The following is a 24,981-nucleotide window of genomic DNA, read 5'->3' as shown; positions in this document are numbered from 1 at the left end:
CGTTACCGTGAGGCGCATAGCCCGGTCCCTCCTGGGGCCGGCTTTGCCGCCGTTTAGGGACAGGAGGAAGCCATGAAGCAGCTAGCCATTATCGCCGACGACTTGACCGGGGCGACCGATTCGGGCGTTCAGTTCGCCCGGGCGGGCCTCTCCGCCTCGGTTATTTTCGACCTGGCGAATCTCGATACATTGACCAATGACGTTACCGTTGTAGATACCGATACACGTGCCGTTGCCAGAGACGCGGCTTACCGCAAAACGAAGGAGGCGGCCGAAGCCGTCCGCGCGGCGGGCTGCCCCCATCTGTTTAAAAAAGTAGACTCCACTCTCCGCGGCAACGTGGGGACGGAGCTGGACGCTATGCTGGACGCTCGTCCCGATGTTCTCGCTGTCGTGGCTCCGGCGTTTCCGCAGGCGGGCCGGACGACGCGCGATGGCGTTCATTATTTGAAGGGACAGCCCGTCCACGAGACGGAGGTCGGACGGGATCCGAAGACGCCGGTGCCGACGTCCCGCATCCGCGAGCTGCTCGCGGGGCAGATGGAGAAGCCGGTCGCGGAGCTCTCGCTCGCTGTAGTAAGAGGCGGGCGCGAGGCGCTCGCTGGGCGGCTCGCTTCTCTCCGCAGCGAAGGCGTGCGCGCCGTCGTATGCGACGCGGAGACGCCTGAGGACCTGCGCGCCATTGCGGACGCAGGCGCTGCGCTCGAGGGCGGCGTGCTGTGGGTCGGCTCGGCTGGACTGGCCGAGGCGATCCCCGCTGCGCTCGGTCTCGCGCCAAGCGCTGCCGTGGCTGACGCGGACGGAGGTCCGTCCGGCCGCCCGGTGCTGCTCGTCGCGGGCAGCCTCTCGGGCGTCACCCGCGGCCAGGTGGCGCACCTGCTCGGCAGCGCTCCGCTGCACCGCGTCGAGCTCGACCCGGCCGCCGCGGCCGCAGGCGGCGAGGCGGCCGCCCAAGAGGGCGAGCGCTGCCGCCGCGAGCTGGCGCAGGCGCTGGACGCGGGCGAGGACGCCGCGTTCGTCGCCGGCACGTCGACGGAGCAGGTGAAGGAAGCTCTCCAGGCGGGAGTCGCAGCAGGGCTGTCGGCGGTGGAGGTGGCGGACCGCATTGCCGGCGCGCTCGGCGAGATCGCTGCGGGGCTCATCGCCGATAAGCCGCTGCAGGGCGTCGTGCTCACCGGCGGAGATACCGCCAAGAGCGTCTGCCGCCACGGCGGCTACACCGGCCTCACGCTGCTCCGCGAGGTGGAGGCGGGCATCCCGCTCGGCCGCCTCGTCGGGCCGCGGCCGCTGCTCGCCGTCACCAAGGCGGGCGCGTTCGGAACAGAGGAAGCGTTAGCCAAAGCTTTTGCCATGTTGAAAGGAGAGAACCATCATGAAGCATAGACCGGTTATCGGCATTACGATGGGCGACGCTGCGGGCGTCGGCCCCGAGATTATTCTGAAGTCGCTGAAGGATGCGGCCGTCTACGACAGCTGCCGTCCCTTCGTGATCGGAGACGCCAAAATGCTGGAGCGCGTCGAGCCGGTCCTCCAGACAGGACTCGCCGTCCGGCGCATCGCGTCGCTGAATGAGGCCGCGTTCGAGCTGGGCACGGTCGACTGCCTGGATCTCGATCTGCTGCCTGCTGATCTGCCGTTCGGCCAAGTGGACGCTCGTGCCGGCAACGCCGCCTTCCGCTATCTGGAGAAGGCGATCGAGCTGGCGAACGCCGGGGAGATCGATGCCATCTGCACGGCTCCGCTGAACAAGGAGGCGCTCCACAAGGGCGGCCACCTCTATCCCGGCCATACCGAGATTCTGGCAGAGCTGACAGGCACCAAAGATTACTCCATGATGCTGTCGTCGCCCAAGCTCAAAGTCATTCATGTGACGACGCATATCGGACTCATTGACGCGGTCAAGCAGATCAACCCGGAGCGCGTTTACACCGTACTGAAGCTTGCCCACGAGACGCTGCAGCGCGCCGGCACCTCGAGTCCGCGCATTGCCGTCTGCGGTATCAATCCCCATGCCGGGGAGAACGGCCTGTTCGGCTACGGCGAGGAAGAGGAGAAGATCATTCCGGCCGTCGAACGCGCCCGCGCCGAGGGCATCGAAGCGATCGGGCCGCTGCCGGCCGACACGCTGTTCTTCCGGGCGGTGCGCGGCGATTTTGATATCGTCGTCGCGATGTACCACGACCAGGGCCACGGGCCGATCAAGGTGCTCGGCCTGGAAGCCGGCGTCAACATCACGGTCGGCCTGCCGATCATCCGCACGAGCGTGGACCACGGCACCGCGTTCGACATTGCGGGCAAAGGCATCGCCGACGAGCTCAGCCTGAAGGAAGCGATCCGCCAGGCGGTGGAGCTGGCGCCCCGTCCGGCCGAAAGCTGAGCCGGCCCGCCTAGGGTGCGGCCCTCGCGCCGATTCTACTTTCCGCGTTTCGGGTAAAAGGACTACGTAACCCCGATACGAACCGAGGAGAGTGGAGCCGATGGCCGAACGCAAAACGTACAACAACGAGGATCTGAAGACGGTCGCCCGCCACGAGGCGAATGACCGGCTGCGGGGAAGCGAGAAAGACATAAGCAACGTCGTGAACGGCTCGATGGCCCCCGATCTCGAAGAGATGCGGGAGCTGGGCCAGGACATGGACGGGATGAGCACGAACAGCACGCTGAAGAAAGAGGGGCTCGTCTCCGATCCGCAGCAGGACGAGGCGGACCGGCAGGCGGGGAGTTGACGACAAGTCAGCGCGTTTCGCTTAGGGAGCCCCGCATACAGCGGGGGAACGCTCGAGGGAAGTTGCGCCGTTTGGAACGCCGTCTATCCGTTCGGGAGGGGGACGGCAAGTTGCAAGCGGGCGGTGGATGCCGGCACTGGGCGCATGCTGAATGGCGCTGCCAGCCCGGGAGCGATCATGCCGATCCCCTAACCGTCCGCCTTTCTTCTGCGGGCCCTTGCCCCGTCCCGGCGGCCGCCGGACCGTCAATTGTGAGCGCAGCCTGCGTTAGGTTGCGCTTGCTTTCTTTTGGGCGGTCACGGTATAGTGGTCGCAGCCGGTGCGGGAGCTTCGGCTTGGCGGACCGGCCCCGCGCGGGAGGCCGCATCGTCCGAAGTCCGGCGCCCGCGCCCGGAGGGCGGGGAATGTCCCGCCCCCAGCGAGTACGAAGTTCGAACCCGCAGCGATGCGGATTAAGAATAGGAGGACGTTCATGAAGTTTGGTGCCAGAGTTCTGAAAACCGGCGTCGCCGTCACGCTGGCGCTCTATCTTTGCGCGCTGTTCGAGCTCAAGCCGCCGATTATCGCGGCGGTGGCGGCGATCTTCACGATGCTGCCGTCCATCTATCGGTCCTGGCGGCATATTCTCGATCAAGTCCAGACCAATGCGCTGGGAGCGATTCTGGCGCTGCTGGCAAGCCAATTTTTCAGCAGCGAGCCGATCGCGATCGGGCTGGTCTGCATTATGGTCATCATGATCTGTCTTGCCCTCAAGATGGAATCGACGATCGGGCTGACGCTCGTCACCGTTATTGCAATTATGGATGCGCCGGGTCATTGGACGTTCGCGCTCAACCGGTTCCTGATCATCTTGATCGGCATCTTCTCCGCCTTCGTCGTCAATCTGGTGTTCCTGCCGCCCAAGCACGAGGAGACATTCCACCAGCAGCTCGGCGAGGTATTCACCAAGCTGTCGCTTCTGCTGCGCACGTCGATATCCGACGAGATGAAGGAATCCGTCTTCCGGGAGCAGCAGGAGGAGCTCCACAGCTCGATCTCCAAGCTGGAGGAGAAGTTCGGCATCTTTGAGGAGGAGCAGAAAAAGCTTCGTAAGTTGACGTTCCAGCGCATCCGCCGGCTCGTCGTCTACAAGCAGATGCTGCGCACGTTGAGGCAGGGGATCGACATCCTGGACGTCATCGACCGCCACTACTTTGCGGCCGTGCCGACGAAGGAGATGGACCGCCGGTTCGATGCTCATATCGAGCATCTGATCCACTGCCACGAGCTGGTGCTGCTCAAGTACAACGGCCAGCTGAAGCCAGACGCGGTTTGCCCGGAGGAGACGGAGAGCGAGATGGAGGAATTCCTGCGCGAGCTAGTGCAGGAATTGCGGGACGACGAGGAGCGGCTGCCTCATCTGCTTGCCGTCGGCTCGGCGATGTACGATTACGGCTACCAGTTGCACCGCCTCGACCGGCTGGTCGCCAATTATATCCAGCATCAGGACAAATAGCGGCGGCTCGGCCGGGGCCGGAGCCAAGCAGAACGGACGGCGGTCTCCTGGCGGAGGCGGCCGTTTGTTGTTTCAGCCGGAACTTCTGAGGGTAAAAAACGGAGGATGCTCTGTTTAATCGGAAAAGAAGGATAGCATAGACAATTTTGCCCGCTGGAGGGCAGAAAGGGAGCGAGACATGTCGGTAGGGTCATGGATTCGGATCGAGGAGCAGTGGAACCGGCTGCTGCAGGAGGACATTCTGGCGGTGCGCGGATTCACCCGCCTTCTCGCGGCTCCGCTGGAGCCGGAGGACATGATGGTCCATGAGGAGGACGGCTGCCCGCCCAAATGGCATCTCGCCCATACGAGCTGGTATTTGGAGGACCGGATCCTGCTTCGGTACGACGCTTCTTACAGTCCGTTCAACCGTGCCTACGACGGGCTGTTCGACGAACCGCGCCCGTTTCGCGGGCTGTTGTCCCGTCCGTCAACCCGGGAGATCTACGCGTACCGGGATCACGTCGACGAGCGGCTGCTTGCGCTGCTCGATTCCCCGGGGGAGGAGCTGGCAGGGGGCTTCCGGACCGCCCTGGAATGGGGCCTGCATCACGAGCGGCTCCACCAGGAGGAGCTGCTGGCCGACATCAAGGCGAATCTGGCGGCGCATCCGCTCCGGCCCATCTACCGGGAGCGCAGGGAGCGGCAGCTTCATGTGCCGCCGTATTTGACCTGGCACCGGTTCGAGGAACGGCTTGCGGAGATCGGCTCCGACGGGCCAGGCTTCGTCACCGATGCGGAGCGCCCGCGCCACAAGGCCTGGGTACACGGCTTCCGCCTCGCCTCCCAGCCGGTGACGAACGGGGAATACTTGCAGTTTGTCGAGGACGGAGGCTACCGGAGGGCGGGGCTGTGGCTGCCGGAGGGCTGGCGCGAGGTCGAGGCGAACGGGTGGCAGGCTCCCCGCTACTGGGAACAGCAGGGAGGCGTCTGGCATGCCTTCACGCTTTCTGGGCTGCGTGAGCTTGAGCTGGACGAGCCGGTATGCCACGTCAGCTACTACGAAGCGGATGCATTCGCCCGCTGGGCGGGCAAACGGCTGCCGACCGAAGCGGAGTGGGAGGTGGCCTTCCCGCAGCCGGCCGAGGGGGCGAACTTCGCGGATAGCGGCGCCTATCATCCGGCCGCCTGCTGCAGCGCGAACGGCGAGCTGCTCCAGCAGGGCTACGGGGACGTGTGGGAATGGACATGCAGCCCGTTCACGCCGTATCCGGGCAGCCGGAACGCGCAGACGAGGACCGGGGGCGGGGCGGGCATCCACCCGCACCCGTTCGCGGTTGGCTTCGGCGGCGGGATGGTGCTCCGCGGCGGCTCGTGCGCCACGCCGGCGGCTCTCTTGCGGCCGAGCTACCGGCACGCGCTGCCGCCCGCCATGCGGCGGCAGTTCACCGGCTTTCGCCTGGCCGAGGATCTGGCCTAGGCGAAAGCCGCACCGCCCCGCCGCAGGCGCCCCGGCAGCGCGCGGCGAAACCCCGGTGGGCGGCAGCGTCCGGGCCATGCGCGGCGCCGGGCGCATCGGGCGCGCCGGCAAACAGCAAAAGACCCTGCGAGTTCGCAGGGTCTTTTGCTGTTTGGGCCGCCGTCCGCCGAGGCGCAGCCGCAGACGAGCCCAGGCGCTGGCCCGGTGCCGGGCTCCCTTCAGCCAAGGCCGAGGGAGATGTACTTGGTCTCGAGGTATTCCTCGATGCCCTGCCGGCCTCCCTCGCGCCCGAGGCCGCTCTCCTTGAAGCCGCCGAACGGCGCCTGCGCCGTCGAAGGCGCTCCGTCGTTGACGCCGACGATCCCGTACTCGAGCCCTTCCGCGGCACGGACAGCCCGGTTCACGTTTGTAGTGAACAGGTAGGCGGCGAGGCCGTACACCGAATCGTTGGCCATCCGGACCGCCTCCTCGTCCGTGCGGAAGGGGATGAGGGGCGCGACCGGCCCGAATGTCTCCTCCCGCATAATCTGCATGTCGGGCGTCACACCGGTAAGCAGCGTCGGCTCATAGAAGAAGCCGCGGCGGCTTCCCTCCGGCTCCGCCGTACGTCCGCCGACGACTGCCTTCGCCCCGCGGGCGACCGCTTCCTCGACCTGCCGCTTCACCTTGTCCAGCCCGCTCTCGTCGATCAGAGGGCCGATGGCGACTCCTTCGTCCAGGCCATATCCGACGCGCAGCCCGGCGATTTTGTCCGCCAGCCGCCGCTCAAAGGCGTCATGCACGCTCTCGTGGACGTAGATGCGGTTCGCACAGACGCACGTCTGGCCTGCGTTCCGGAACTTGGAGATGGCCGTCTGCTCGGCCGCCAGCTCCAGGTCGGCGTCGTCGAAGACGATGACGGGCGCGTGGCCGCCGAGCTCGAGCGAGATCTTCTTCATCGTATCCGCGGCGCCTCGCATAATCTCTTTGCCCACCTCCGTGGAGCCGGTGAACGTAACCTTGCGGACCCGCCCGTCGGCCATCAGCCTGCCGGCGATCGTCTTGGCGTCCCCCGTGATGACGTTGAGCACGCCGGCCGGAATCCCGGCCTTCTCGGCCATTTCGGCGAGGAGCAGGGCGGTCAGCGGCGTCTGCTCGGCGGGCTTGACGACGATCGTGCAGCCGGCCGCGAGAGCGGGTCCCGCCTTGCGGGTGATCATCGCCGCCGGGAAGTTCCACGGCGTAATCGCCCCCACGACGCCGACCGCCTGCCGGATCACGAAGAGCCGCTTGCCTGCGGTCGTGGCAGGGATGATCTCGCCGTACACCCGCTTGGCCTCCTCGGCGTACCACTGGATGAAGCTGGCGGCATAGGCCACCTCCGTCCGTGCCTCGGGCAGCGGCTTGCCCTGCTCCATCGTCATCGTCCGTGCAATCTCTTCCTGGTGCAGCATGATCTGCTCGTACCAGCGCATGAGCAGCGCCGCCCTCTCGTAGGCCGACGCCTCTCTCCACGCCGGCAGCGCGCTGGAGGCAGCGTCGACCGCCTGTGCAGCCTCGTCATCGCCCGCATCGGGGACGGTGGCGAGCTTCTCGAGCGTCGCCGGGTTGAAGACGTCGATCGTGCCGCCTCGGACCGCCTCCTTCCACTCGCCGCCTATATAGATTCCCTTGGTGATCGGTTCTCCCATGGGTCGCCCTCCTTTACTTGTTACCTCTTAGGATTCTTGTTCTCTTTTAGTTTAGCAAGACTAGTCTTTGCTGCGCAAAGTGCCCCGATTCCTCTTATTTACCCGCATCACCCGCCGCCGACCCGCTATCGGTTCAGCTGACCGTTCTCCGGGTAAGGCAGTAGGAGGAAACAAGAGAACGGCGCGGCTGTTTGAGAGAGTGAGCGGACGCTGCGGCCGAAGCGGAGGGGGAGTGACGAACGTGGATGCCGATGTTCTGATTGTAGGCGGCGGCCTGGCCGGCCTGGGCTGCGGTCTTATTCTTGCCGAGCAGGGGAAGCGGGTAACGGTGCTGGAAGCGAGAGACGTGCTCGGAGGACGGACGTCCTCGTGGGAGGAGAACGGCATGCTGGTGGAATCCGGCTTTCATAAGGTTATTGGGTATTACAAAGTGTTACCGGAGCTCCTGAGCCGGGCCGGAGTCTCGCTGGACGAGATCGTGGCGTGGGAGACGTCGATGGAGATTCGGCTGCCGGACGGGGAGGGGGAGGGGAAATTCGGCATCGCGCCCGGCAAGGCTCCGTTCCGTACCGTTGCCGGCATGCTCGGGAACAACGACTTTTTGCCGCCGGGAGCCAAGGCATCTCTCGTGCCCTTCTTCGCGGCGGGCTTCCGGGATCTGGACGAGCGGCCGGACGAGCTGGACCGGATCTCGGTCGCCGCTTATGCGCGCCGCCACGAGGTGACGAAGGAGGCGGTGGAGCGCCTGCTGGTTCCGCTGACGGCGGGGATCCTGTTCCTGCCTCCGGAGCATTATTCGGCGCGCGTCTTCTTCTCGATTTTCTCGCCAGGTCTGTCGCGGTTCGCGGAGATGAAAGTAGGCGCGTTCAAGGGCGGCATGACCGAGGTGATGGCGCTCCCGCTTGCGGGCGCCATCGTTCGGATGGGCGGCACGGTGCGAACGGGCGCGCCTGTCCGGTCGCTGCTTGGCGGCGAAGCCGGCATCGAGGGCGTGCAGCTGGAGGACGGCAGCCAGCTGCGGGCCTCGCATACCGTTGTAGCCGTACCGGTCCGCGCCGCGCAGCGGCTCATCGGGGAGCAGCTCGGCGGCCACGACTGGTTCGCCCCGATGCTCCGGCTCGAGACAATGGAGGACTGCACGTTCCAGGCGGAGCTGAACGAACCGCTCCTGCCCAAGGATCGGACGACCTTCGGTCCAGGCACATGCCTCGGCAGCTTCTCGGAGCAGTCGCGCACCACGTTCCGGCATGTCCCGGGCCGCATCTCCGCCATTCTGACGCCGCCCGGCCCGCTGCGGGGCCTGCCGCCCGAGGAGGCATTCGCGCGCATCGCTGGCGAAGCCGCCCGTCTGGGGCTGCCGCTCGATTCCCATACGGTGCGCTGGCGGATCGTCTCGCGGGAAGCCGATTTTGCGAGCGTCCAGCCGGGACAGGCTGCTCTGCGTCCGTCGCAGGCGACGCCGGTACCGGGACTGTCGCTCGCGGGCGACTATACCGACCAGCCGATGTTTTATACGATGGAGGGCGCGGCCATCTCCGGCGTTCGGGCGGCAGAAGCGGTGCTCGGCCGCTGTCTCGGCTCCCTGAGTATGGCTCCGGGAGGCACGGCGGGATAGATGCCGCTCGGCGTCTTCGAATATTTTTCTCGCTCTTATGTTTCAATCCCGCGCAGGCAGGGTAAACAAGAAAAGAGAGAGATGACCAAGAGGAGGGAATCCGACATGAGAACACAAGTGAAATTGGCAGCAGGCGTGGAGGAAGTCCGCCAGGCGGTCTCTTCCTTTACCCGGGACGGGTACAGCAAATCGATAATCTTCGTGCTGGCGCACGAAAAGGATCGCACCGAGCGGATCTCGGAGGAAACCGAGGCGAGCACGATCGGCATTGAGGACGAGGGCGTCCTGAACGCTATCGCGAATCTGTTCCGGTCCAAGGGCGATGAGCTTCGCGCCAAGATGCGCTCCATGGGCATCGGGGAGCGGGAGGCGGCCCACCTCGAGCAGGAGCTCGATAAGGGCAAGATCGCCGTTATCGCCTGGGGCGGCAATATGAGCTATAACGCCGACAAAGCCGATCCCGATGTCGTATACGATCCTACGCTGCCGTTCTCGAATCCAACTTGGAACAATACTGTGCTCTGACAGACCGCGTTCGGCGGGATGCATCCGCCGGACGCCTTATGATACCTAGAATTCACCATTGCAAAGGGGAAACGCAGCGTCCGGGACCTCCCCTCTCCGGACGTTGCCGCCTTGCTTCCCCGGAAGCCCCCTTTGCAATGTGTGAATTTGTTTGCCCGGAGCCGAGACCCGGGGAATAGAGGATCCAGATTACCTAAATTTCTCTTTACAAGAGTCGCAGGAGGGTTTATTCATGCAAACAGGAACAGTAAAGTGGTTCAACGCGGAAAAGGGCTTTGGCTTCATCGAGGTGGAAGGCGGCGCAGACGTATTCGTGCACTTCTCCGCCATTAACGAGGAAGGCTACAAGTCGCTGGACGAAGGCCAGCGCGTCCAATTCGAGGTTGTGCAGGGCCAGCGCGGTCCGCAGGCCGAAAACGTAACCAAACTGTAAATTCGCCGAGATTCTCGGCATCAATCGTGCCGGAGCAGGACGGCAGACGAGATGGAACGATTTCCCGCTTGTCCGCCCTTATCCGGCACTCCGAACTGCCCTGTCTATGCCGGGGCAGTTTTTCCTGTTTTGCGGCCTTTCCGAGATTGGCATTTTACATAAGGGACAAGCTGCCCGGATAGGACGGAATTGGCTGCGGAGGGGGGAATTAGTCGCCTCTCCCGCATGGACGAATAGGGGGGACTGCGCTAAACTGGATAGTGGACTCCCACGCCTAAGTATGGACAATCTGCACAAAGAAGAGGGGCAGTGAAGAAACCCGGGGCGAATTTTTGCGGCCGGAGGGGCTCTATAAGCAAAGGAGATCTAGAGAATTATGAGCATACTTATCGTCGACGACAATCCCGTCAATCTGATCATTATAGAGAAAATCCTCAAAAACGAAGGCTACACGGACACGGTCAAGGCGAATTCCGCCTACGAGCTGTTCGACTACCTGAAGATCGACTCGCCGGACGCGGCCGACGTATCGGCCGACCTCATCCTGCTCGACATGATGATGCCGGAGATCGACGGTCTCGAGGTGTGCCGCCGGATCCAGCAGGTGGAGCGGCTCCGGGACATCCCGATCATCATCGTCACCGCGCTCGGCGACTCCAACAAGCTGGCGGAGGCGCTCGACATGGGCGCGAGCGATTACGTCATGAAGCCGATCAACAAGGTGGAGCTGATGGCCCGCATCCGCGTGGCGCTGCGGCTCAAGGAGGAGAAAGACTGGCACATCGAGCGCGACCGCAAGATCCGCTACGAGCTCGATCTGGCGAGACAGGTGCAGCGCAGCGTGCTGAGCCAGCCGGTCGACAATGCCAGCATCTCTATCTGCGCCAACTACTACCCTTCCTCCGAGCTTGCCGGCGACATGTATTCGTGGTATCAGATCGACGAGCACCGTTATGGCGTGATTCTGCTCGACACGATGGGACACGGCATCTCCTCCTCGCTCGTCTGCATGTTCATTTCCTCTGCCCTGCAGGACACGATCACGGCGCTGGTCGACCCCGAGCTGGTCATGCAGGAGTTGAACCGCTATATGAGCCAGCTCTATAACAAAGAGCACTTCATGCACTATTATTTCACCGCCATTTATTTGGTGATCGATACGAGAGAGAAGACGATTGAGTACGTCAACGCCGGGCATCCGCCGGCCGTCGCCTATCTGGACGACGGAGAGGTGCAGATGCTCGACAAAGGCTGCTGCGCCATCGGCTTCTTCGAGAAGATAGAGATTCAGAAGGAAACGATCCGCTACCGCGACTCGGCGCGGCTGTTCCTGTATACGGACGGCCTGGCCGAAGCGATGGTAGAGGAGAAGGATGAGATCGAGGGCATGGGCCGGCTGGTCGAGGTGCTCGCGGACTTCCGGGACGAGATGTGCACCGATGTGGTCGAGAGGATCGTGCCGGAAGAGCGGCGCCGCAACCAGCAGGACGACATGTGTCTCGTCATGCTTCATACCAAGCGCGAGGAAGACTAGATTGCTAGAGGGGAGAAACGTAGGGTGAAAATCCGCACAAAGCTGTTCCTGGGGTTCGGGGCCCTGATCTTTCTCATGTTCGCCCTGGCGGGCGTCGGCATCAGCCGGATGACCTCGCTGGACGACAATATCAAGGAGCTGTACGGAAACCGGTATACCAAGGTCAAGCTGGCCCTGAACACCCGGACGGAAGTCTATGAAATATCGAAAAGCCTCGTCGACCTGATAAACGCGTCAGGTGACAAAACCAAGATCAATGAAGAGATCAAATCGCGCTCGGACAGCGCAACCGACATGTTTTCCGATCTGTACAAAATGACGCAGGAAACGACCGACAACACGGAGGAGCAGCTCGTTCAGAACATCGTGAAGTCGGGCGAGAAATATCTCCAGTACCGCGACGACGTCGTCCGGCTGGTCGGAGAGGGGCGGTCCTCGGAGGCAAACCAGTTAAGACAGACAACGGGACTAACCATCCAGGAGACGGTCCACGGTCAGCTCGAGGATCTCGCCAAATACGAGGAACGGATGATGGACAAGGAAGTGAAGGCGTCCCAGGACAACAACCAGAGCAGCCTGATGGGGACCTTCGCAATCAGCATCATCGGCCTCTTGATCGGTCTTGCGATCATGTTCTGGATCATCTACAGCATCACCGGCGGCCTGTCGACCGTCTCGCGGATGATCAGCAGCTTCGCCCACGGGCTGGTGGATGCCCGAGAGCTCGCCAAGGTGAAGACCAAGGACGAGATCGGAGAGGTGGCCGCGGCGTTCACGACGATGGCGATTGACCTGCAGGAGAAGACCCGCCGCGAGCGGGAGCTGAACCGCGTGAACGAGGAGCAGAACTGGCTGAAGACCAATCTCGTCCAGATCAATACGCAGCTGCAGGGCGTGAACGATCTAGACAAGGTGTGCCAGCGCTTCGTCAGCGAGGTTACGCCGATGGTCGGCGCCAGCTACGGCGCGATCTACTTGCTCGACAATGAACAGGACGACGGCCTGCTGACGCTGACCGGCTCCTACGCCTACAAGGACGGGATCCGGCTGAACCGCTCGTTCCGCGTCGGAGAAGGTCTGGTCGGCCAAAGCGTGCTCGACAACGAGACGATTCTCCTGAGCGACGTTCCGTCCGATTACATCAAGATCAACTCGGGACTTGGCGAGATCAGTCCGGTCAGCCTCATTGTCCATCCGATCCGGTATGAGGAAGAGATTATCGGGGTCGTGGAGGTTGCGTCGCTGAACGAGTTCAACCCGCTGCAGCTCCATTTGCTCGATCAGCTGTGCGACAACGTCGGCATTATGCTGAACAACCTGATCGGCCGCAAGCGGGTCGAGAACCTGCTGCAAATTTCTCAGAACCTGACCGAGGAGCTCCAGACCCAGTCGGAGGAGCTTCTGTCCCAGCAGGAGGAGCTGCGGGCGTCCAACGAGAAGCTCGAGGAGAAGACCAAGTCGCTTCAGCGCTCGGAGGAGATGCTCCAGCGGCAGCAGGAGGAGCTCGAGCAGAGCAACGACGAGCTGATGAAGAAGACACAGCTGCTGGAACGCCATATTTGGGAGACCGAGGAGGTCAACCGGCAGATTCAGAAGACCAAGTCCGAGCTCGAACGGCAGACGCTGCAGCTCGCCCTTACGTCCAAATACAAATCCGAATTCATGGCCAACATGTCGCATGAGCTGCGGACGCCGCTGAACAGCCTGCTCATCCTGTCCCAGCTGTTAGCTGACAACAAGGAGGGCAACCTGACACCCAAGCAGGTCGAATTCGCGGGCACCATTCATTCGTCCGGCTCGGACCTCCTCCGTCTCATCGACGAGATTCTCGATCTGTCCAAGGTCGAAGCCGGCAAGATGGAGGTGCATCCGGAGGAGTTCCCACTTCGCGAGATTGAGCCGTTCCTCCGGCGGAACTTCATGCCGATCGCCAAGAAGAGCGGCGTCAAGTTCCGGGTCCTGTTCGACGAGAATGTCCCGCATCGGTTTTACACCGACCGCCATCGTCTGGAGCAGGTGCTTCGGAACCTGCTGTCGAACGCCTTCAAGTTCACCAAGAGCGGCAGCGTAACGGTGCACGCCCGTATGACTGCCGATCACCCGCTCGAAGAAGCGCAGGGAACCGAGGCGCTCGCCATTTCCGTTATCGACACCGGAATCGGCATTCCCGAAGACAAGCGTATGCTGATCTTCGAGGCGTTCCAGCAGGCGGACGGCACGACGAGCCGCAAATACGGAGGCACGGGCCTCGGCCTGTCGATCAGCCGGGAACTGGCCCGTCTCCTCGGCGGTACGATTGCGCTCGAGAGCGAGGAAGGCAAGGGCAGCAGCTTCACCCTCTTCCTGCCGTCGCGTCCGTCCCCGCAAGAGGCGGAGCAGCAGGTTTGGAAGGAGGTCGCGGCGAACCAGGATCTGGTGGAGCCGGCCGACCTGTCCCAGGAAATTATCATTCCGCGCATGAATTTGTCGGATCCGACACTGCTTGTGCCTTCCGAGGTGGAGGACGACCGGTATGCGATCGAGCCTAAGGATAAAGTGCTGCTGATCATCGAGGACGACGTCCACTTCGCCAAGGTGATTCTGGAGATGGCGCAGCCTCGCGGCTTCAAGGTGCTGGTCGCGACCCAGGGCGACAAGGGGCTCGCGCTCGCGCAGAAGTACAAGCCGGACGCTATCATTCTCGATATTCAGCTGCCGGTTCTCGACGGCTGGTCGATTCTGCATCATCTCAAGCAGAATCCAGATACCCGCCACATCCCGGTGCATGTCATGTCGGTCATCGACGACACGCAGCAGGGGCTCAATATGGGCGCGTTCGCCTATCTGCGCAAGCCGGCGAGCCGGGAGAACCTCGACGATGCGTTCGCCCATATCCAATCGTTCCTCGACCGCAGCATGAAGAAACTGCTGATTGTCGAGGACGACGAGGAGCTGCTGCACAGCCTCGTCGAGCTGATCGGCCACGAGGACGTGCATATTACGGCGCTTACTAAGGGAAGAGAGGCGCTCCGTGAGCTGAAGCATCATCATTACGACTGCATGGTGCTCGATCTCGGCCTCTCGGATATCGGCGGGTTCGACCTGCTCGAGACGATCCGGGAAGACGAGAACCTCAAGGAGCTGCCGATCATCATCTACACTGGCCGCGACCTCGACAAGAACGAGGAGCGCAAACTGAAAAAATACGCCGAATCTATTATTATTAAGAATGTGAAGTCTCCGGAGCGGCTGTTCGACGAGACGGCGCTCTTCCTCCACCGCGTGGAAGCCAACCTGCCGGAAGAGAAGCGGCAGATCCTCGAGAAGCTGTACAGCAAGGAAGCCAGCTTCGAAGGCAAGAGCCTGCTCCTTGTGGACGACGATATCCGCAACGTGTTCGCTCTCTCGAGTGTGCTCGAGCAGTACGGCATGAAAGTCACGTTTGCGGAGAACGGTGTCGAGGCGCTGCAGCTGCTCGAATCGCAGCAGGATATCGATCTTATCCTGATGGATATCATGATGCCCGAGATGGACGGCTACGAGACGATGCGGCGCATCCGCGAGATGCCGGATTGGGAGCGGATCCCGATTATCGCCCTCACCGCCAAGGCGATGAAGGAGGATCGGAACAAGTGCATTGAGGCCGGCGCGTCCGACTACATCACGAAACCGATCAACACGGACCAGCTGCTGTCGCTGTTAAAGGTTTGGCTCTATAAATAAGGGTGGTGACTGCCTATTTTCCCGCAGAACTTTCTTGACCTACCGGGGACGCCTGACCCGGAGAATGAACGCGAGCGCATTGAGATCGAGCTGCTGCTCGAGGGCATCTACCGGCTGTACGGCTTCGATTTCCGCGATTATTCGTACAATTCCATCCGCCGGCGGCTGTGGCACCGGGCGCACGCGCTCAAGCTCAAGTCGATCTCGGCGCTGCAAGAGAAGGTGCTGCACAGCGACAAAGAGATGCATCTACTCGTGAACGACATCATTATCAACGTAACGGAGATGTTCCGGGACCCGGCCCTGTTCCTGACGTTTCGGACCAAGGTCGTCCCTCTCCTGCGTACGTATCCGTTCATCCGGATCTGGCATGCGGGCTGCTCGACCGGAGAAGAAGTGTTCTCGATGGCTATCCTGCTGCATGAGGAAGGGCTGTACAGCAAGACTCGGATCTACGCGACCGACATCAGCGAAAACATCATCAACCAGGCGAGAGAAGGCTCGTTCTCCATCCGCCGGATGCAGGAATATACCCGCAATTATCAGCTGGCGGGGGGGACGGGCGCGTTCTCTCAGTATTACACCGCCTCGCGGGAGACGGTCACGTTCCATCCGTTTTTGAAGGAAAACATCGTGTTCGCCCAGCATAATCTGGTCACGGACCGATCTTTTAACGAGTTTCATGTTATTTTTTGCCGAAATGTGTTGATTTACTTTAATAAGAAACTCCAGGACCATGTCCACGACCTGTTCTACGAGAGCCTGACACGCTTCGGCGTGCTGGCGCTCGGGAACCGGGAGTCGATCAATTTTTCCAAGCATGCCGACAGCTACGAGGCCATGGATCCGAGAGAGAAGCTGTATCGCAAAGTGAAATAATAATTCAGGACAGGAGCATGGCTATGGATTCCCCTTATCCCATCAATATCCTGCTTGTGGATGACCACCCCGAGAACCTGCTGGCTCTGGAAGCTGTCCTGGCGGAAGAAAACTACAATCTCGTCAGGGCGAACTCCGGGGAAGAGGCGCTTCGCTGTCTGCTCAAGCTGGAATTTGCCGTGATTGTGATGGACGTACAGATGCCCGGGATGGACGGATTCGAGACGGCCAGGTTCATCAAGGCCAGGGACCGGTCCAAGGACATTCCGATTATCTTCATAACCGCGACGAGCAAGGAAGCCGAGCATTTCTTCACCGGCTATTCCGTCGGCGCGATCGACTATATGGTGAAGCCGTTCGTCCCGCAGACGCTGAAGTCCAAGATCGAAGGCTTCGTCAATTTATATATCAGCAACAAGACGCTTCAGCGGCAGACCGAGCTGCTCGAGGAGAAGACCCGCCAGCTTGAGCAGGCGAACAAGGAGCTGCTTCTGACGACGCTCAGCCTAAGCAAGGCGGAGGCGCAGGCGCGCGTTATTCGCGAGACGTCGATCGACGCGATGATCACCTTCAACGCGGACGGCGTCATCCTGACAGTCAACCCCGCGGCGACGCGCATGTTCGGCTTCTCCGAGGAAGAGCTGCGCGGGCAGAAGATGACGCTCCTGATTCCGGACCTCAACTGCCTGGAGAACGGCGGGGCGAGGGACGGCGGAGAGGCTCCGGTTGTCAGTCGGTATATTACCGGCAAGCTGTCCGAGATGACGCTGCCCCGCAAGGACGGCGCGCTGTTTCCGGCCGAGCTGCAGATCGGCGAGGCGTATATCGGAGAGGACCATCTCTTCGCCTGCACGGTCAGCGATATTACGGAGCGCAAGAAGGCCGAGCAAGAACTGTTGCAGGCCAAGGAAGCGGCGGAGAGCGCGTCCAAGGTGAAATCCGAATTTCTGGCGACGATGAGCCACGAGATCCGGACGCCGATGAACGGCGTCATCGGCATGACCGATTTGCTGCTCGAGACGGGCCTGAACGACGAGCAGCGCGAGCTGGCCGAGGTGATCCGCAAGAGCGGCGACGCGCTGCTCGCGGTCATCAACGACATCCTCGACTTCTCCAAGATCGAGAGCGGCAAGATGGAGCTCGACGAGGAGCCGTTCGAGCTGACCGCCTGCATCGAGGAGACGTTCGATCTGTTCAAGGCGAGCCGGTCGCCCGATCTCGAGATGGAATACTATCTCGATCCTCATCTACCGGCCTATGTCATCGGTGATGTGACCCGGCTGCGGCAGGTGCTCATCAATCTGGTAGGCAACGCCATCAAGTTCACCGACAAGGGCGGCGTCTACGTCGTCGTCAGCAAGCAGGCTGAGGTGGAGGGCGACATCGTGATCGAATTCGCCGTCAAGGATACGGGAATCGGCATCGACGAGAGCAAGCGGAGCCATCTGTTCAAGCCGTTCTCCCAGCTCGATTCGTCCATGAACCGCAAGTACGGCGGAACGGGGCTGGGACTCGCCATCTGCAAAAACCTAGTTGAGCTGATGGGCGGGCATATCCGCCTGGACCGCTCGAACGAGGAGAAGGGGGCGACCTTTGTCTTTACGATTCGGGTCGCGCCGTTCCACTGGGACCCGAGCAAGTCCAAGCAGGAGGGAACCTCAGACCAGGAGGATGCCGGGCAAGCGGGTAAAGGGGAAGGCCCGGATTCCGGCATCCGTAACATTCTGATCGCAGAGGACAATGCCGTCAATCAGAAGCTGCTGCTCCGCGTGCTTGAGACGCTCGGTCACCGGGCCGATGTCGCGCTGAACGGCCGCGAAGTACTGGAGGCCGTCTCGCGCAAGCGGTACGACCTCATCTTCATGGATATTCAAATGCCGGAGATGGATGGCCTGGAGGCGACGAAGCGCATTCTCGCCTCGCTGCCGCCGGAGGAGCGTCCCGCTATCGTTGCGATGACGGCCAATGTGATGAGTGAGGACAAGGAACGCTGCATCCGGACCGGCATGGCCGATTTCATCCCGAAGCCGATCCGGATCGAGCGGGTGAAGACTGTCATGGAACGCTACCTGGTCCCTACGGCCTGACCGCATCACCTATATCTGCAAGACAAGTCCTGGCGATGCCGTCAGGTGTTCGGTGCAAGGAAGCCGGCAGCCGCTCCGAAGACGTTCGGATGGCTGCCGGCTTTTTTGTTTGCGCATTTCCTGCGGACAAGGGGAGGATGGTCGGCACGGTCTCTGGGACTTGGGTCCTGAGCGGGTAGGCGGAGAGGAGGAGGCGCCGCCTGTTTAACGGGGAAGGGGCTTGGGTAAGAAACTAGTAGCAACAAGGAGAGAGCAGAAGCCGCTAGATACGTTTAAGGAGGGAATTCGATGGCAACGGAAAAGAAAGTGGTAGGCGTATTCGAGACAGAAGAAGAAGCGATTCGCGCGATTGACGATCTCAAGGCGCAAGGGTACAGCTCGGATGACATCTCCGTCGTCGCCAAAAACCGCGACAATCTGGACCGTGTAGAATCGGAAACCGGAACGGAAGCGGAAGAGGGCGCAGCTACGGGCGCTGCGACCGGCGGCGTCGTGGGCGGCGTCACCGGCCTCCTGGCAGGCATCGGGGCACTCGCGATTCCGGGCGTCGGCCCGATTATCGCCGCCGGTCCGATCATCGCGACGCTGTCGGGCGCGGCTGTAGGTGCCGGTGCCGGCGGTCTGGTCGGCGGCCTGATCGGCATGGGCGTCTCCAAGTCCGAGGCGGAGGAGTACAGCGGCTATGTGGACGAAGGCCGCATTCTCGTCCTCGTCGATGCGGATGCCGACCGCTACGGCCGGGTGACCGATACGTTCCGCACCCACCGTTCGCTGACCGGGTCCCGCTACGATGCGGATCCGAGCCGCCCGGACTCGATCAACTGACCGGCATACGCTCCCGCGCGAACCCCAGCGACGGACAAGCTCAAAAAACCCCCGTTCGAGGAACGGGGGTTTTTTTGTGCCCTTCGGGCCGTCCGGCGGCGTCGCCGCAGGCGGACGTCAGCGGCCGCCGAGCAGCCGGTCGAATGCCTGCATCCGATCGGCCAGCTCGGCCGCCGTATCCCGGCCGACCGACAGGCGGAGCGCGCATGCGTCCGGGCGGTCCGGGTCTTCGACCGCGTTGATCCGCATCGTATCGAAGCCGAAGCTGCCCCCGAAGTGAACGTGCTGCGAAGGCCGGCACGCCTGCTCCCAGGCAAAGGCCAGCTGCTCGTAATCCGTGTAGGACACCGCTCCCGGCAGCTGGAGATAAAGGAGAGAGCCGATCCAGGGCGTGCTGCCGATCCGGTAGCCCCGGGCGGCCGGTATGGATGTATGGACGCGGATCACGCGTCCCTCGCTTTGCAGCCGGGAAAAGAACGCCGCGAGCTCGCCCGCATTGCGCGCCATGCGGGCCAGCCGGCGCTCGGTCCGTTCCCAGGACGGGCGAGGCAGCCGTTCGATCAGGGCGGGGTCGGGATTGCCGGACAGCAGGTTCAGCCAGCCGCGCAGCCGCTCTTCCGTCTCGCGGACCTGCAGGCCGCGTCGGTAGACGGCGAGGAAGCCGAGGTGGGTCAGCTCCAAGCCGTACTGGTAGTATTTGATCCCGCTTTCGACCACGATGAGCGTCACCTGCTCGGGCAGCCGCTCTGCGTAGTGGGAGAGTGACGGGTCGGCGATGGCCGACAGCGTCCGGTCGACGATCACCGTCACCGGCCCGGCCTCCCTCCGGCGGCGGGCAAGGGCGGCGAACAGCCGCTCTGGCTCTGCGGGCTCGCGGATCGGCCACGTCTGACCGGGCTCGACCAGCACGCAGTGGTTGCCCGGCTCTTCCTCAAGCAGCCGATAGAGCTCGGAGGCGGACCGGATCTCGGCCTCCGGCACAAGCTCTCGGAGCAGCTCGACGCCTTCGAGGTAATAGCCCGCTTGCACCGTCACGCGGACGGGCGCGGCAGATCCGCGTCTAGCCAAGAGCAGCGCCGCCTCCAGCGCCTTCATGCCCGAGACGGTGACGGCGCGGGCCGTGTGGCGGAGGACGGGCTCGGGAGCCGGGAAATAGGCGCAGAAAAACGCCTCCTCATAATCGCCGACGTCCAGACTGCCGCCCGTGCGCAGGTAGACGTTGCGCTCGAGCTGGCCAAAGCCGGCCTCCGGGACGGGGCTGCGCGTAAACGAAGGCGACTGCCAATCGCTGCCCGACAAGAGGCCGGCGAGCTGCTTGAGCAGCAGCCGGATCTCATATTTGATCTCGAGGAATCGCTCGAACCGGAGGTCCCCGCTTGCGCGGCAGTCATCCAGCTCGGCCTGCAGCGCCGCCAGCCTCTCCTGGCAAAAGCCGAGGGGCACGAGCTCCTCCCGTTCGCGGGAGGCCGCACGTAGCTCCTCATACTTGCTGCGGCATTCCTCCAGCAGCCAGGCGGCCTCCTCCCAGTCCTCCCTGCGCTCACGGCGGATCTGTTCGTCCGAGAACGACAAACAGCCGGCCGAATTCGTACCGGGACCAGGCAGTGGGCCGGTTTCCCGGCCGTTGCGTTCGTCTTTTGTCATGGAAATCCCTCGTTTTCGTGGAAAGTCCTGTTAGCTAAGGCAGTCCTACTTTAAACAAAATGCGTCCGATCGAAACGCATTTTTGTTTCTATATTTTTCCTTAAGGCGTGTTTCACTCCACAGCGGCCGGGTTAAATAGATAAGGACCGCATAAACCGGGACCTTGTTCTCTTTTTTTGCGGCTAACGAACAATCGGAACCTATCACGAGGCGGCAGCTTCCTTGGCAAGACGGGCGTACAGCCTGTCCTCATTCCGGCGAATCGGTAGGTTTCCCCGCAGAGCGATAAAAAAGCCATCGCGGGGGGATAGTAAGGAGGGCGAATCCAAGCCGCTCCTTCCGACGCCGGAGAGCAAGCATCCACATACTCGTATTGCCAACATACTTAACCAACCATACTTCTAGAGGAAAGGTGATATAAATGCGAAAAACGGAATGCGTGGCTATGCTGTTGGCGGGTGGAGAAGGCAGAAGGCTGGGAGCCTTGACCTCGAATTTGGCCAAACCGGCCGTGCCGTTCGGCGGCAAATATAGAATCATCGATTTTACGCTCAGCAATTGCACCAATTCGGGAATCGAGACGGTAGGCGTGCTGACCCAATATCAGCCGCATGCGCTGCATCAGCATGTCGCGACCGGAGAGGCGTGGAAGCTGAACCATCCAGAGGGCGGCGTCGCGCTGCTGTCTCCACCGTCCGGCCGAGGGGGCATCAGCCCGTACACCGGTACGGCGAACGCTGTCTACCAGAACATGAAATTCATGGAGAAGTACAACCCCGAATATGTTCTCATCATCTCGGGGGACCACATATACAATATGGATTACAACAAGATGCTCAAATTCCACAAGGAAAAGAACGCGGACGTCACCATCTCGGTCATTGAGGTGGATTGGGCGGAGGCAAGCCGCTTCGGCATCATGAGCACAGGGGATGACAACCGGATTACCCGGTTCGCCGAGAAGCCGGCCAAGCCCGAGAGCAACCTGGCCTCCATGGGCATCTATATCTTCAGCTGGAAGGCTCTTAAGGAGTGCCTGGAGGAGGACGAGCGCAATCCGGAATCCAGCCATGATTTTGGCAAGGACGTCATTCCGTGCCTGCTCCGCAAAGGCTCTCAGCTGTACGCTTATCCGTTCCAGGGCTACTGGAAGGATGTCGGCACCATCGAGAGCCTCTGGGAGGCTCACATGGATCTGCTCGACGAGAGCCCGGAGTTCGAGATCAACGAAGAGGAATGGCCGGTGTATACCAACATCGCGCAGACCGCGCCTCAGTATGTTGCGCCAAGCGCCAGCATCACCCGCTCGCTCGTGAGCGAGGGCTGCACCGTCTATGGACGCGTTCACCATTCGGTGCTGTTCCATGGCGCCGAGGTAGCCAAAGGGAGCGTCATCAAGGACAGCATCATCATGCCGAATGTGAAGATCGGCTCCAATGTGGCCATCTACAACGCTATCATCGGCGAGGGCAGCGTCATCCGCGAGGGCAGCGTCATCGGCAACCCGGATGCCAACGAAATTACGGTCATCGGGGACCATGAAGTCGTCTACCGCGAAGGCGAGAAAATGCCGAAAATCTTTCTGCAGCGCAGCAAGCTTGCCTTGGAAAAGATTGGATAACCCTTCCTTATTTATTCTATAACCATGCCCGGCCGGCCTGAATCGGCCGGTTTTTTTTGCTGTATGCGGCTAGCATCGGCTTCGCCTCGTCGCGCCTGTTCGGCGGGAGGGGCGGACTTGGACTGGTCTGTACAGACGGGAGCAGGCGAACAAAAGAAGCCTCTCCCAAGGGAGAGGCAAAAGACAGTGCCAATGTGAGTGCACAGACGTTCAGAGCAGCGACTCGGCGCCGTCGATGTAGACCGAGGTCCCGGTAATATGACTGGCGTCCGGACTCGCCAGGAAGGTGACGAGCTCGGCGACCTGCTCGGGAGAGCCGGGCCCTTGCTCGAGCGGCTGCTGTCCCTTGGGGTATTCGACGGGGATCACAATCTCGTCGAGCTCCGGGGATTTGAACGTGCTGTCGTCGATATTGGTCTGGATAGCGCCGGGGCATATCGCATTGACCCGGATTTTGTACTGGGCAAGCTCCAGAGCGGCCATCTTCATGAAGGCGACCTGTCCGGCCTTCGACGTGCTGTAGGCCGAGAAGCCGAAGCTCTTGAAGTACCGGTTGCCGTTGATGGAGCTGGTGATGATGATGCTCCCGCCGCGTTCCTTCAAATGAGGGACCGCATATTTGACCGTCAGGAATGTGCCGTTCAGATTCGTGCTCAGCGTGTGGTTCCACTCCTCCTCGGTCAGGTGCTCGATCGGGGCGACCTTGCCGTTGATGCCCGCGTTCGCGAAGACAATGTCGAGCCGGCCCCAGCGGTCGACCGTCCGCCGGACCGCTTCCTCGACCTCGCTGCCGTGCGAGATATCGGCCTCGGCGACGAATGCCTCCCCGCCGGCCCTCTCGATTTCCTCGCGGACGTCCGCGGCATGCTCCTCTTTCAGGTCCACCAGACATACGCGGGCCCCTTCCCGGGCCAGCCGGAGAGCGGCGGCCCGGCCGATGCCCGAGCCGGCTCCGGTGACGAGCGCGGTCATTCCTTTGACCCGCTGCGCGCGGTCCTCAGCGTGCTGCTTCGTATCTGCCATCTGCATATAGCCTCCTTCAATATGTATAGTCCCATCGATACTTTCCAACATAGTTTACCCAAAGGGAGTTTTTTCTGAATCAAGTGAGCAAGCATATCGGTGCCGGCCGCACCGAAAGCGGAGCAAGAGGGCAGGCGGTTTCCGTTTTTTGGGGATTTTCTGGTTCACGCGGGGCGGCAAAAGGGTAAAGAAAGATAAGTCAATCGACGGAAGGCATCAAGATTTAACTTATGAGCAGGTGGTAACATGACAACATTCTTAATGTTGATTACGGTAGCGCTAGTTGTTGGGTATATCGGGCATTACCTGATTAAGGACAACATTCCCGGGGGGCTGGCCGGATCGTTCGTCACCGGATTCGCAGGCGCCTGGCTCGGCTATTATATACTCGGCAAATGGGGGCCTACTCTCTTCGATTTTCCCATCGCAGCCTCGTTCATCGGCGCCATTCTGTTCACGCTCATCCTATCCGTCCTGTCGAAGCTTACGCTCTCGGCCTAGGGCTAGCAGCTAGGGCGACGCAAAAGGAGGACCAACACCTATGAAAAAGATCGCACTCGGCGTTATGTTGTTCGGCAGCCTGCTGCTGGCGGGTCAGCCTGTAGAGAAGGGGGCTGCCCCGAAGCAGGAGCCCCCTGCCGCGGCGAATGGCTCGGCCGTGATCACTGACGACGGCGCGGCCTCCCGCTCCGAGGGGATGGCGCAAGCCCGTCACGCCGACCTCCGTTACGAACAGGAGGAGCCGGCCCGGGGGCAGGTGCTGCGATCGGTGAACGGAGTGGATCTCTCGGACGACAAGCAGACGGTGCTGCGCAAGCTGGGCGCTCCGGTCGATACGGTATCCGATCCTTTGTTCCGGGGACAGGAGATCCTGATCTACCCGGAGATGGAGGTCGCGTTTGACAGCGGGTCCATCGCGTATATCGGGATCTCTCCGAATGCGGCGTCGTTCGAGCTCGACGGAGTTTCGCTGCCCAATCGGCTCGGACCCCTGCTGAAGCGGCTCGGCCAGCCGGACTTCAAGGCGGAGGACGGGCTTGTGTATAAGACCGAGTGGACGGCGCTCAAGCTGTATACAGATGGGGACAAGCTGAAGACGATTCATCTCTTCGCCCGCTCGGGCGAGTAACAACGAGGGGGGGACCGGGTCTGCCCGGCGCCCTCTATATGAGCCCAACCAGCCCGCTGCGCAAGCAGCGGGCTGGTTGCTTTATTCCCGATTGCTGCATCCGGATGAACGGCGCGGGCAAACTAGCCATAGCGAAGCGGGCGGCTGCCGCCGCCGGACATGCCGCGAGACCGGCTGCTCGTATGCGCCGGTCTCTCGTCGGGACGGGCCCGTCCGCTTTTAGAACATCGGGAAGACGTATTTGACGAGGAAGTACAGCGCCCCAAAGAAGATAATGCAGTAAGCCAGATACTTGATGAAGGTAGAGGCCACGGCGCTGGAATCGGATTTACGCTCCACGTTCGTGTGGCGCTCGTCGACTTCGATATCTTTTCTTTGGTCCAAGAGGATCCCCTCCTTTCCGGATCGTTCGTCTGAGGTGCTCCTTCTTAGAAAGTATTAACCGGGAACCGGACTCGTGAAACCGTTTTCCGGCGGCTTCCCTATTCGGTAATTGCGGCTTTCCTTCCCGCGCCCGGCATTGTATGATGAATAGAGGAAATAAGAGCGGCTTCCTTTTAACAAGGAAGTTAGCCCCGGAAATGGCCGGGGACAATAATGTGAGTTTGAGGTGG

General features: G+C 61.7%; 20 protein-coding genes. 16 read left to right on the top strand and 4 right to left on the bottom strand.

The genetic code is table 11. The annotated features are described in order from the left end of the window. Nucleotides 1–72 precede the first annotated feature (72 nt). The 5 genes from KJS47_RS16210 (at nt 73) to egtB (ending at nt 5,680) form a co-directional block, all read left to right on the top strand. Nucleotides 73–1,383 (top strand): four-carbon acid sugar kinase family protein, encoded by a 1,311-nt coding sequence (locus tag KJS47_RS16210; protein ID WP_213526106.1) that lies wholly within the window; start codon nt 73–75, stop codon nt 1,381–1,383. Beyond that, complete coding sequence (gene pdxA, locus KJS47_RS16205; RefSeq protein ID WP_213526105.1) at nt 1,373–2,377, top strand: 4-hydroxythreonine-4-phosphate dehydrogenase PdxA; 1,005 nt, start codon at nt 1,373–1,375, stop codon at nt 2,375–2,377. Before KJS47_RS16210 ends, pdxA begins: the two co-directional genes overlap by 11 nt. A gap of 100 nt (nt 2,378–2,477) precedes the next feature. Further along, entirely contained in the window at nt 2,478–2,726 is a 249-nt protein-coding gene (locus KJS47_RS16200; RefSeq protein ID WP_213526355.1) for a hypothetical protein, read from the top strand. Nucleotides 2,727–3,198: 472 nt separating this feature from the next. Continuing rightward, nucleotides 3,199–4,221, top strand: a complete 1,023-nt coding sequence (locus tag KJS47_RS16195; protein WP_213526104.1) for an FUSC family protein — start codon at nt 3,199–3,201, stop codon at nt 4,219–4,221. Nucleotides 4,222–4,399: 178 nt separating this feature from the next. After that, nucleotides 4,400–5,680: an ergothioneine biosynthesis protein EgtB gene (egtB, locus tag KJS47_RS16190; protein WP_213526103.1), complete on the top strand. Its 1,281-nt coding sequence runs from the start codon at nt 4,400–4,402 to the stop codon at nt 5,678–5,680. A gap of 218 nt (nt 5,681–5,898) precedes the next feature. Here the strand turns inward: egtB and KJS47_RS16185 are convergent, their stop codons facing one another. Then, on the bottom strand, nt 5,899–7,350 hold the full coding sequence (locus tag KJS47_RS16185; RefSeq protein ID WP_213526102.1) for an NAD-dependent succinate-semialdehyde dehydrogenase: 1,452 nt from the start codon (nt 7,348–7,350) through the stop codon (nt 5,899–5,901). Nucleotides 7,351–7,591: 241 nt separating this feature from the next. Between KJS47_RS16185 and KJS47_RS16180 the strand changes: the two genes are divergently transcribed. The 8 genes from KJS47_RS16180 to KJS47_RS16145 all read left to right on the top strand — a co-directional run bounded on the left by KJS47_RS16180 (nt 7,592) and on the right by KJS47_RS16145 (nt 18,950). Further along, nucleotides 7,592–8,965: a hydroxysqualene dehydroxylase gene (locus KJS47_RS16180; protein WP_213526101.1), complete on the top strand. Its 1,374-nt coding sequence runs from the start codon at nt 7,592–7,594 to the stop codon at nt 8,963–8,965. A 105-nt stretch (nt 8,966–9,070) separates the two neighbouring features. Beyond that, complete coding sequence (locus KJS47_RS16175) at nt 9,071–9,490, top strand: YflT domain-containing protein (protein ID WP_213526100.1); 420 nt, start codon at nt 9,071–9,073, stop codon at nt 9,488–9,490. Nucleotides 9,491–9,722: 232 nt separating this feature from the next. After that, on the top strand, nt 9,723–9,923 hold the full coding sequence (locus KJS47_RS16170) for a cold-shock protein (RefSeq protein ID WP_213526099.1): 201 nt from the start codon (nt 9,723–9,725) through the stop codon (nt 9,921–9,923). 376 nt (nt 9,924–10,299) lie between these two features. After that, a complete protein-coding gene (locus tag KJS47_RS16165) occupies nt 10,300–11,457 on the top strand; it encodes a SpoIIE family protein phosphatase (protein ID WP_213526098.1) in 1,158 nt (385 codons plus the stop codon). A gap of 24 nt (nt 11,458–11,481) precedes the next feature. Further along, nucleotides 11,482–15,159: a response regulator gene (locus KJS47_RS16160; protein ID WP_213526097.1), complete on the top strand. Its 3,678-nt coding sequence runs from the start codon at nt 11,482–11,484 to the stop codon at nt 15,157–15,159. Nucleotides 15,160–15,174: 15 nt separating this feature from the next. Further along, nucleotides 15,175–16,038: a CheR family methyltransferase gene (locus KJS47_RS16155; protein ID WP_374707042.1), complete on the top strand. Its 864-nt coding sequence runs from the start codon at nt 15,175–15,177 to the stop codon at nt 16,036–16,038. 23 nt (nt 16,039–16,061) lie between these two features. Further along, on the top strand, nt 16,062–18,125 hold the full coding sequence (locus KJS47_RS16150; RefSeq protein ID WP_213526096.1) for a hybrid sensor histidine kinase/response regulator: 2,064 nt from the start codon (nt 16,062–16,064) through the stop codon (nt 18,123–18,125). A 288-nt stretch (nt 18,126–18,413) separates the two neighbouring features. Beyond that, nucleotides 18,414–18,950 (top strand): YflT domain-containing protein, encoded by a 537-nt coding sequence (locus KJS47_RS16145; RefSeq protein WP_213526095.1) that lies wholly within the window; start codon nt 18,414–18,416, stop codon nt 18,948–18,950. A gap of 117 nt (nt 18,951–19,067) precedes the next feature. On the opposite strand, the gene KJS47_RS16140 is transcribed toward KJS47_RS16145, so the two are convergent. Then, a complete protein-coding gene (locus KJS47_RS16140; RefSeq protein WP_213526094.1) occupies nt 19,068–20,594 on the bottom strand; it encodes a hypothetical protein in 1,527 nt (508 codons plus the stop codon). A gap of 421 nt (nt 20,595–21,015) precedes the next feature. Here KJS47_RS16140 and KJS47_RS16135 point away from each other — a divergent pair, with 421 nt between their 5' ends. Next, on the top strand, nt 21,016–22,215 hold the full coding sequence (locus KJS47_RS16135) for a glucose-1-phosphate adenylyltransferase (protein ID WP_213526093.1): 1,200 nt from the start codon (nt 21,016–21,018) through the stop codon (nt 22,213–22,215). Nucleotides 22,216–22,425: 210 nt separating this feature from the next. Here the strand turns inward: KJS47_RS16135 and KJS47_RS16130 are convergent, their stop codons facing one another. Beyond that, nucleotides 22,426–23,238, bottom strand: a complete 813-nt coding sequence (locus tag KJS47_RS16130) for an SDR family oxidoreductase (RefSeq protein WP_213526092.1) — start codon at nt 23,236–23,238, stop codon at nt 22,426–22,428. Between the two features lie 246 nt (nt 23,239–23,484). On the opposite strand from KJS47_RS16130, the gene KJS47_RS16125 reads away from it, so the two are divergent. After that, entirely contained in the window at nt 23,485–23,739 is a 255-nt protein-coding gene (locus KJS47_RS16125) for a GlsB/YeaQ/YmgE family stress response membrane protein (protein WP_213526091.1), read from the top strand. A 40-nt stretch (nt 23,740–23,779) separates the two neighbouring features. Beyond that, nucleotides 23,780–24,367: a hypothetical protein gene (locus KJS47_RS16120; protein ID WP_213526090.1), complete on the top strand. Its 588-nt coding sequence runs from the start codon at nt 23,780–23,782 to the stop codon at nt 24,365–24,367. A gap of 219 nt (nt 24,368–24,586) precedes the next feature. Here the strand turns inward: KJS47_RS16120 and KJS47_RS16115 are convergent, their stop codons facing one another. Beyond that, nucleotides 24,587–24,751: a hypothetical protein gene (locus tag KJS47_RS16115; RefSeq protein ID WP_213526089.1), complete on the bottom strand. Its 165-nt coding sequence runs from the start codon at nt 24,749–24,751 to the stop codon at nt 24,587–24,589. Nucleotides 24,752–24,981: the final 230 nt, after the last annotated feature.

Origin of the sequence: Paenibacillus sp. J31TS4, from assembly GCF_018403265.1 — a bacterium.
Lineage (GTDB): Bacteria > Bacillota > Bacilli > Paenibacillales > NBRC-103111 > J31TS4.
Note: the sequence above shows the minus strand (reverse complement) of the source record. Positions and strands in the feature narration are given on the sequence as shown.

Coding starts and splice junctions, on each gene's coding strand:
- KJS47_RS16210 (WP_213526106.1), top strand. CDS start 73: ATGAAGCAGCTAGCCATTATCGCCGACGACTTGACCGGGGCGACCGAT.
- pdxA (WP_213526105.1), top strand. CDS start 1,373: ATGAAGCATAGACCGGTTATCGGCATTACGATGGGCGACGCTGCGGGC.
- KJS47_RS16200 (WP_213526355.1), top strand. CDS start 2,478: ATGGCCGAACGCAAAACGTACAACAACGAGGATCTGAAGACGGTCGCC.
- KJS47_RS16195 (WP_213526104.1), top strand. CDS start 3,199: ATGAAGTTTGGTGCCAGAGTTCTGAAAACCGGCGTCGCCGTCACGCTG.
- egtB (WP_213526103.1), top strand. CDS start 4,400: ATGTCGGTAGGGTCATGGATTCGGATCGAGGAGCAGTGGAACCGGCTG.
- KJS47_RS16185 (WP_213526102.1), bottom strand. CDS start 7,350: ATGGGAGAACCGATCACCAAGGGAATCTATATAGGCGGCGAGTGGAAG.
- KJS47_RS16175 (WP_213526100.1), top strand. CDS start 9,071: ATGAGAACACAAGTGAAATTGGCAGCAGGCGTGGAGGAAGTCCGCCAG.
- KJS47_RS16170 (WP_213526099.1), top strand. CDS start 9,723: ATGCAAACAGGAACAGTAAAGTGGTTCAACGCGGAAAAGGGCTTTGGC.
- KJS47_RS16165 (WP_213526098.1), top strand. CDS start 10,300: ATGAGCATACTTATCGTCGACGACAATCCCGTCAATCTGATCATTATA.
- KJS47_RS16150 (WP_213526096.1), top strand. CDS start 16,062: ATGGATTCCCCTTATCCCATCAATATCCTGCTTGTGGATGACCACCCC.
- KJS47_RS16145 (WP_213526095.1), top strand. CDS start 18,414: ATGGCAACGGAAAAGAAAGTGGTAGGCGTATTCGAGACAGAAGAAGAA.
- KJS47_RS16140 (WP_213526094.1), bottom strand. CDS start 20,594: ATGACAAAAGACGAACGCAACGGCCGGGAAACCGGCCCACTGCCTGGT.
- KJS47_RS16135 (WP_213526093.1), top strand. CDS start 21,016: ATGCGAAAAACGGAATGCGTGGCTATGCTGTTGGCGGGTGGAGAAGGC.
- KJS47_RS16130 (WP_213526092.1), bottom strand. CDS start 23,238: ATGGCAGATACGAAGCAGCACGCTGAGGACCGCGCGCAGCGGGTCAAA.
- KJS47_RS16125 (WP_213526091.1), top strand. CDS start 23,485: ATGACAACATTCTTAATGTTGATTACGGTAGCGCTAGTTGTTGGGTAT.
- KJS47_RS16120 (WP_213526090.1), top strand. CDS start 23,780: ATGAAAAAGATCGCACTCGGCGTTATGTTGTTCGGCAGCCTGCTGCTG.